Origin of the sequence: Aeromonas sp. QDB20 (genome assembly GCF_027707805.1) — a bacterium.
GTDB classification, from domain to species: domain Bacteria; phylum Pseudomonadota; class Gammaproteobacteria; order Enterobacterales; family Aeromonadaceae; genus Aeromonas; species Aeromonas dhakensis.
The window spans coordinates 184,822-191,331 of sequence record NZ_JAPCJC010000008.1 but is presented as its reverse complement, the minus strand read 5'-3'; the positions used below and the strand labels follow the sequence as shown (position 1 = coordinate 191,331).

General features: G+C 59.0%; 4 protein-coding genes and 1 riboswitch. Of the genes, 3 read left to right on the top strand and 1 reads right to left on the bottom strand.

Annotation, left to right across the window (positions count from 1 at the left end; all coding sequences use genetic code 11):
- Positions 1-1,006 precede the first annotated feature (1,006 nt).
- A riboswitch (cyclic di-GMP riboswitch) is annotated at positions 1,007-1,092 on the top strand.
- Positions 1,093-1,185: 93 nt separating this feature from the next.
- The 3 genes from PG897_RS12675 to PG897_RS12665 all read left to right on the top strand — a co-directional run bounded on the left by PG897_RS12675 (position 1,186) and on the right by PG897_RS12665 (position 5,840).
- The gene (locus PG897_RS12675; protein WP_019841007.1) at positions 1,186-1,509 is read left to right on the top strand and encodes a hypothetical protein; all 324 of its coding nucleotides are present in this window, start codon (positions 1,186-1,188) and stop codon (positions 1,507-1,509) included.
- A gap of 493 nt (positions 1,510-2,002) precedes the next feature.
- On the top strand, positions 2,003-4,750 hold the full coding sequence (locus PG897_RS12670) for a collagenase (protein WP_201882451.1): 2,748 nt from the start codon (positions 2,003-2,005) through the stop codon (positions 4,748-4,750).
- 166 nt (positions 4,751-4,916) lie between these two features.
- A complete protein-coding gene (locus tag PG897_RS12665; protein WP_201882448.1) occupies positions 4,917-5,840 on the top strand; it encodes a SanA/YdcF family protein in 924 nt (307 codons plus the stop codon).
- 53 nt (positions 5,841-5,893) lie between these two features.
- Here PG897_RS12665 and PG897_RS12660 read toward each other — a convergent pair whose 3' ends face one another.
- Entirely contained in the window at positions 5,894-6,508 is a 615-nt protein-coding gene (locus PG897_RS12660; protein WP_201882446.1) for a superoxide dismutase, read from the bottom strand.
- Positions 6,509-6,510: the final 2 nt, after the last annotated feature.

Genomic DNA, 6,510 nt, shown 5'->3' with positions numbered 1-6,510 from the left:
GCAGCCTGTCAAGGTATTCGAAGAGTACCGTCAGGCGGCATAGGCGAGTGTCGCACTTCGAAGTTGAATTCGCGCTGCACAGCATGCCGGTGCCTGTTCTCTCATTAAGCCGGTGAGAGGCGACATCAATAACTTGCTGTGCCTTTATGGTTTATCTAAATAAGCAAAAGCAGCTCACCGCATAAGGAGCAGTTCCCGCTACACCTCAACTGCACAACTACATACATCCCTGTCGTCTGTGCAGAAAGCCGTGCTCCGCTTTTGCTTGATGAACAAATTAACGACTCATATGATGCACATCAAATACATTTTGATTTTTATAAATTCTTTTATAAACACATAAAAAACAATTACTTATAGCCATGACGACACATTTATGAATGCCGTAAAATAAATATCGTTCATATAGCAAACACGGATTGGATTATTTTAAATCAGACAACTTCAACCGCTTAACAGCAATTAACAAAAACTCAACAACAAAATAATTCCAGATCACGTTTTTTGTTTCTTGAATACCCCTGACGTCATACATAAAACAGCTCAGGTAATCAGGTAATCAGGTAATCAGGTAATCAGGTAATCAGGTAATCAGGTAATCAGGTAATCAGGTAATCAGGTAATCAGGTAATCAGGTAATCAGGTAATCAGGTAATCAGGTAATCAGGTAATCAGGTAATCAGGTAATCAGGTAATCAGGTAATCATTCTAACCAGGTTCCACTTGTGCAGGGAAACACCAACAAGCTTCCTTTTATTATCCCCTTGTTCACTCCCAAGGTCATGCTGAACCATGTTTGTGATCGACATAAAAATACTGAGTTCGCCCGTTATTCATAATGGCAAGGGAGATAAGAATGAATTTTTCAGGATATTCATTCAAAAAAACATTAAGGAAAACCAGCCGTTTATCCTGGACCGCGGAGAATAAAAAACTATTTGTGACCCATACCTCACACTTTTTTATGGTGATTGATTTCTCAAAGTGCGATGTTATCATCTAGACATAGAGTAAAGGGCAAACCGATCGAAAGGTCGGGACGCAAAGCCACCGGTCTAAGGGTTCATAACCTAAGACAGCGGAGCTGCCATCTGAGAAGAGCGATGTCATCAGCTGTATCTGTGTCATTCTCTTTGATTGCGTTGCCCTTTTCGTACAACGACATGTGACGAAAAGGACATAAAAATGAACACTTCCACCACTTCCGTTCGCAACAGCGCCATCCGTTTTGCCTCTTCTGCCGCCGCAGCCATGCTGCTGGGTGCCGCTTTGTTGCCAGCTACTGCCTCCGCCTACGATGGCAGCATCACCTTCACCGGTACCATCTACGAAGCCCCCTGTGACTTCGCCGACAACAGCGTGACCTGCTACTCGGGCACCCAGCGTCAGACCATGGATCTGGCCAGCCTGCAGCAAGCCGGCAGCCTCAATACCATCAGCAGCACCATGCAGTACAAGCTGGCTGCCGGCAGCAGCAACATGGCCATAGTGACCGTCAGCTACCTCTGATCCCGTCACTTCCGTCACCCGCCCGAGGTTGTTCATTGCCTCGGGCGGATCTGCTCGCACCGTGAAGGGTGAGCACCCACTGCCATGCTCAGGCAGCGGCTGATAACGCCTGCCCGCGACTCCCCATCACTTTTCCTCCTATTTTTTCTGCGTCCATACCGAGCTCAGCCAGCGGCCTTCTCACTACGCCCCCAACTTTCTGCTCAGACAAGTCAGCGCTTTTTCTGCGGGTTTGCCGGCTTCGCATTGTCGCGACGCCACATGACCAGCACATCTCAAACGAGACTTTGATCACAGTTGCCAGCCTCAGACTGAGATCCCCCCCAGATGGCAGATGAGTCCTTGCTATCAACCAGGCCCCCAATGGGGCTCACTTTGTTTTGATTCAATCTAAATAAATGATTTATATGGCCTGATTGGTGGGTTGATATCCTTTTGGAGCTGAATAGATTGCACGCGTCAATCACGCAGACAATCAAGCAAAGGGATAAAAATGAACAATCTGGGTACCAGGTTGCTGCTGCTGGCAGCACCGGGCCTGCTTGCCACTTCGGCGCTGGCCAACTACTCCCCCTCCGACTGGCAACAGTATCAACTCAAAGGTGAATCCAGCCGTCAGCTGGGGGATCAGCTCACCGAAGTGACCTACGAGCTGAGCGCCCGCAGTGGCGACGCCCCCTATCAACAGCTGAGGGTGTATCGTCGCTTCGACTGGAGCGAAGCCAACCTGGCCGCACTGGCAGAACAGCAGTGCGGCGAACCCCAGCTCAAGATCGAGCAGGGCTGGCAGATCCGCTACCTCAGCTGTGAAGAGGTGGTGCCGGCCGGCAAGGCTGTCCCGGCCAGCAGCTATGACTTTGGCTACGGCATGAAACAGGGCCGCTGGGAGCCACTGGCAGGCACCCCGACCGCGCCGCGTCAGGACCGTCTGCCGCTGGCGGAGCGGGTCATCCTGGGTCACAGCGAGCAGGAGCTGGATCGCTGCGAGCTCAACGCCGAGGGGCGCTGCGCCGAGCAGGCATGGCAGTACCAGCCGCAAAACTGGCAACAGTTGAAGGTACTGGAAGAGACCCCCAACGAGCGGGATGGCCGCCTCGAGCAGATCTTCTTCCGTCTGCAGCCGGTTGCGGGCAGCCAGGCCGCCCGTCAGGTGAGCGAGCTGCACGTCTGGCGCCAGTACACCTGGTTGCTGGAACAGGCCAAGACCCAACAGGAGTGTGATGAACCCCAGACCCGTCAGGAAGGGGACAAGACCATCAGCTACCGGGTGTGCCGTCAGACCCTGCCCGCCGGCAGCGAGGTACAGGTGGTCTTGAAGGACACCGGCTATCAATACCCGGTGGGGGGCAGCGAATGGCAGACCCTGCCGGAGACAACCGAATGGCAGGAGAGCCGGGTGCTCAATCGCCCCATCATGCTGGCCAGCAAGGAGGAGCAGCTCGACTGCCGCCGTGCCGACGGCCGCGCCTGCTCCGAGCCGGACCTGCCCGATACCGATCTGCTGGACGCCGAAGCGGCCAGGATAGTGCAGGATGCCAGTGGCCAGCCCGCCCCTGTCTGGCAGGAGAACTATGGTCACGACGATGCCAAACTGCTGGCCGTGTCCCGCGGCATCCAGAGCCTGCTGGCGGCCAATCAGCCGGCCCATCCGGCCATGAAGCTGCTGCTGGAATACGTGCGTGCCCACAACTACCACAACTACGGCAAGCACAAGGAAGACGGTCCGGCCGCCGCCGAGGCGCTGGCCGAGGCGCTGACCGCGCTGGGTGCCCATCCGCTGCTCTTCCCGGAGCAACCCACCGATGAGGTGGGCTACGTGATCGGTGCCTGGAGCATCGCCCTGCACGGCCAGTTCAAGAGCCCGGCAGTACAGAGCCGCTTTGGTACCCTGCTCGGCGAGTTCAACCAGATGCTGGCCTACAGCACCCGCCATGCCAGCGAGATCAACGGCCAGCACGCCTGGGCGACCGGCCTGTTCGATCTGCTCAACTTCCTCGACTTCGCCAGCGACTACAGCGATCCCTTCGCCAGCGACTTCCGCCAGCAGGATGGCGAGCTGCGCAAGCAGCTGCACGCCCTCGGCATGAGCGAACTCGCGTTGTGGAAAGGGCGGGATGGCGCCGATCTGTTCTTGCTCAACAACGTGCTGGATGCCTACACCCGCCTCTACCGGGTCGCCCGATATACCCGCCCGGACGAGCTCGACGGCTACCGCAGGCTGCTGGATGACTCCGTCATCACCCTCGTTCGCCACCACGACCTGATCCCCGGTGGTCAGCAGAGCCAGGATCTGCTGGAAGACATGTCGCTGACCCTCTCCACCTACTACCTGACCTACACGGACCGCACCAGCGAAGCCTGCATCAGCGGTGACTTCGCCGGGCTCTGCACCCCGATCCGGGTGGAGGATGTGCTGCCGTTCGAGCACACCTGCTCGCCGACCCTGCGCCTGCGAGCCCAGGATCTGACCATGGATCAGGCCGAGGGGATCTGCCGTGAACTGGGCGCCGAAGAACAGCAGTTCCATCAGCAGATGGAAACTGGCTGGCAGCCGGTGGCAGACGATCACAACGAGGCACTGGAGCTGGTGATCTTCGACTCCTCCGCCGACTGGAAACGCTACGGCAGCGCCCTGTTTGGCGGCGTCTCCACCGACAACGGCGGTATCTACATTGAGGGAGATCCGGCTCGCCCCGGCAACCAGGCCCGCTTCTTCGCCTACGAGGCGGAGTGGAAGCGCCCTGCGTTCCAGGTCTGGAACCTGCGCCACGAGTACGTGCACTACCTGGACGGCCGCTTCAACCAGTACGGCAGCTTCGGCCACTACCCGCTCAACCGCACCACCTGGTGGTCGGAAGGGCTGGCGGAATTCATCGCCCACGGCCAGTGCTTCGCCCGCGGTCTGGACAACGTCGCCGGCCGCCCGGCAGGGGATCGTCCGGCCCTGGCCGACATCCTGCACCTGGATTACGACAAGGGCGGCGAGATGGTCTACTCCTGGTCCTACACGGTGCATCGCTTCCTGAACGAGACCGGTCGCGGCGCCAGCTGGCTGGCCATGGCCCAGGCCCTGCGCAACCCGGATCAACAGCAGGCGATGAGCGCCTTCGAAGCCGAGCTGGACCAGCTGATTGCCAATGACAGCGAGGCCTACCAGCAGTGGCTCGGCCGCGAGCTGCTGCCCTGGTGGGAGGCCAACAAGGACTCCGACGAGTGCAAGGCCAACGACTCTTCCCACTGAGACGCTGGCATCAATACCCAAGGGCGGCCATGGCCGCCCTTTTTATTGGAAGATGATAAGCAGCACAGGATCAATCAGTTAGCCATTCCCGCCATGCGACAACCTCTGCCCGAGTGACGCCATCTGCGGTCATCAAGCCTGACGCGCGGCGGCAACTTGTAATAGAATGACCCCCTGTCATCTCTTACTTCAGACCCGAACCGCACCGCGCATGAAGAAGTTTGCCAAGATCCTGCTCGCCTGCCTCTGCCTGTTGCTGGCCTCTGCCGCCGCCCTGCTTGGCTACAGCGAGTGGACCGTCTCGGACGCCCGTCACTACACCTATGACGACGTCAACGCGGTGCCCTACAACCGGGTCGCCCTTGTGCTCGGCACCTCCAAGTACCTGATTGGCGGCAGCCCGAACCACTACTTCAAATACCGGATCAAGGCCGCCGCCGAGCTCTACAACAACGGCAAGGTGGACTACATCCTGGTCTCCGGCGACAACGCCACCGTGCAGTACAACGAACCGCGCCAGATGCGGCGGGCCCTGATCCAGGCCGGTATTCCGGCCAGCGCCATCTATAGCGACTACGCTGGTTTCCGGACTCTGGATTCCATCGTGCGGGCCAAGGAGGTGTTCGGCCAGGCCCACTTCACCGTGGTCTCGCAGGCTTTTCACAACGAGCGCGCCATCTTCATCGCCCGCCATTTCGGCATCGAGGCGGTCGGCTTCAACGCCGTGGATCCCAGCGCCTATCAGGGCATCAAGACCCGGGTACGCGAGGTGTTCGCCCGCCTGATGGGGCTGCTCGACCTCTACGTGCTGGACAAGGGGCCCAAGTTCCTCGGCGAGCCCATCGTCATCGGCGGCCCGGTTCCCTGCCAGGCGTTGAGCACCATAGGGGCGAGCCAGCCCTGCCTGCCCATCAAGCCGCCCTCTCATCAGCCGAAGGCCAAGCCGGCAGCGGCAGTGAGCGCTGCAACCGCCACCAGTGCAGCAACGCCAACCAGCAGTGCCGCCGTGCCGAGCGAGGCAACGCCCGTGGATAATCCGGCTGCCACCAGTGCGGCGCCGCCAACCAGCAGTGTGCTGACCCCTCAATAAAAGAGACCCGCCATCCGGCGGGTCTCTTTTATTGGACTTGGTATTTCCAGCAATCAGGCCAGCGCCTCGGCGTAGCGCCGTGCCACCTCGTTCCAGTCGATCACCTTGTAAAACGCGGCTATGTAGTCGGGGCGCTTGTTCTGATACTTGAGGTAGTAGGCGTGCTCCCACACATCCAGCCCCAAGATGGGCACCAGCCCATCCTGCAGGGGGCTGTCCTGGTTGGCGCTGCTCACTACCTGCAGCTTGCTGCGACCATCGACCACCAGCCAGGCCCAGCCGCTGCCAAAACGGCTCAGGGCGGCCTGGGTAAAGGCCTGTTTGAAGGCCTCCAACCCGCCCAGATCCCGCTGGATCGCCGCAGCCAGCTCGCCGGCCGGCTCGCCACCGCCCTGGGGACTCATCACCCGCCAGAACAGGCTGTGGTTGGCGTGACCGCCGCCGTGATTGCGCACCGCCCCCTGTAGTTGGAGAGGCAGGCTGTCGAAGCGGGCAAGCAGCGCCTCCACCGGCAACGCCGCCAGTTCGGGGTGATCGGCCAGCGCCGCATTGAGGTTGTTGATGTAAGTCTGGTGATGGCGACTGTGATGGATCTCCATGGTCAGCGCGTCGATATGGGGTTCCAGTGCGTCGTAGGCATAGGCAAGGGCAGGCAGGGTATGGCTCATGG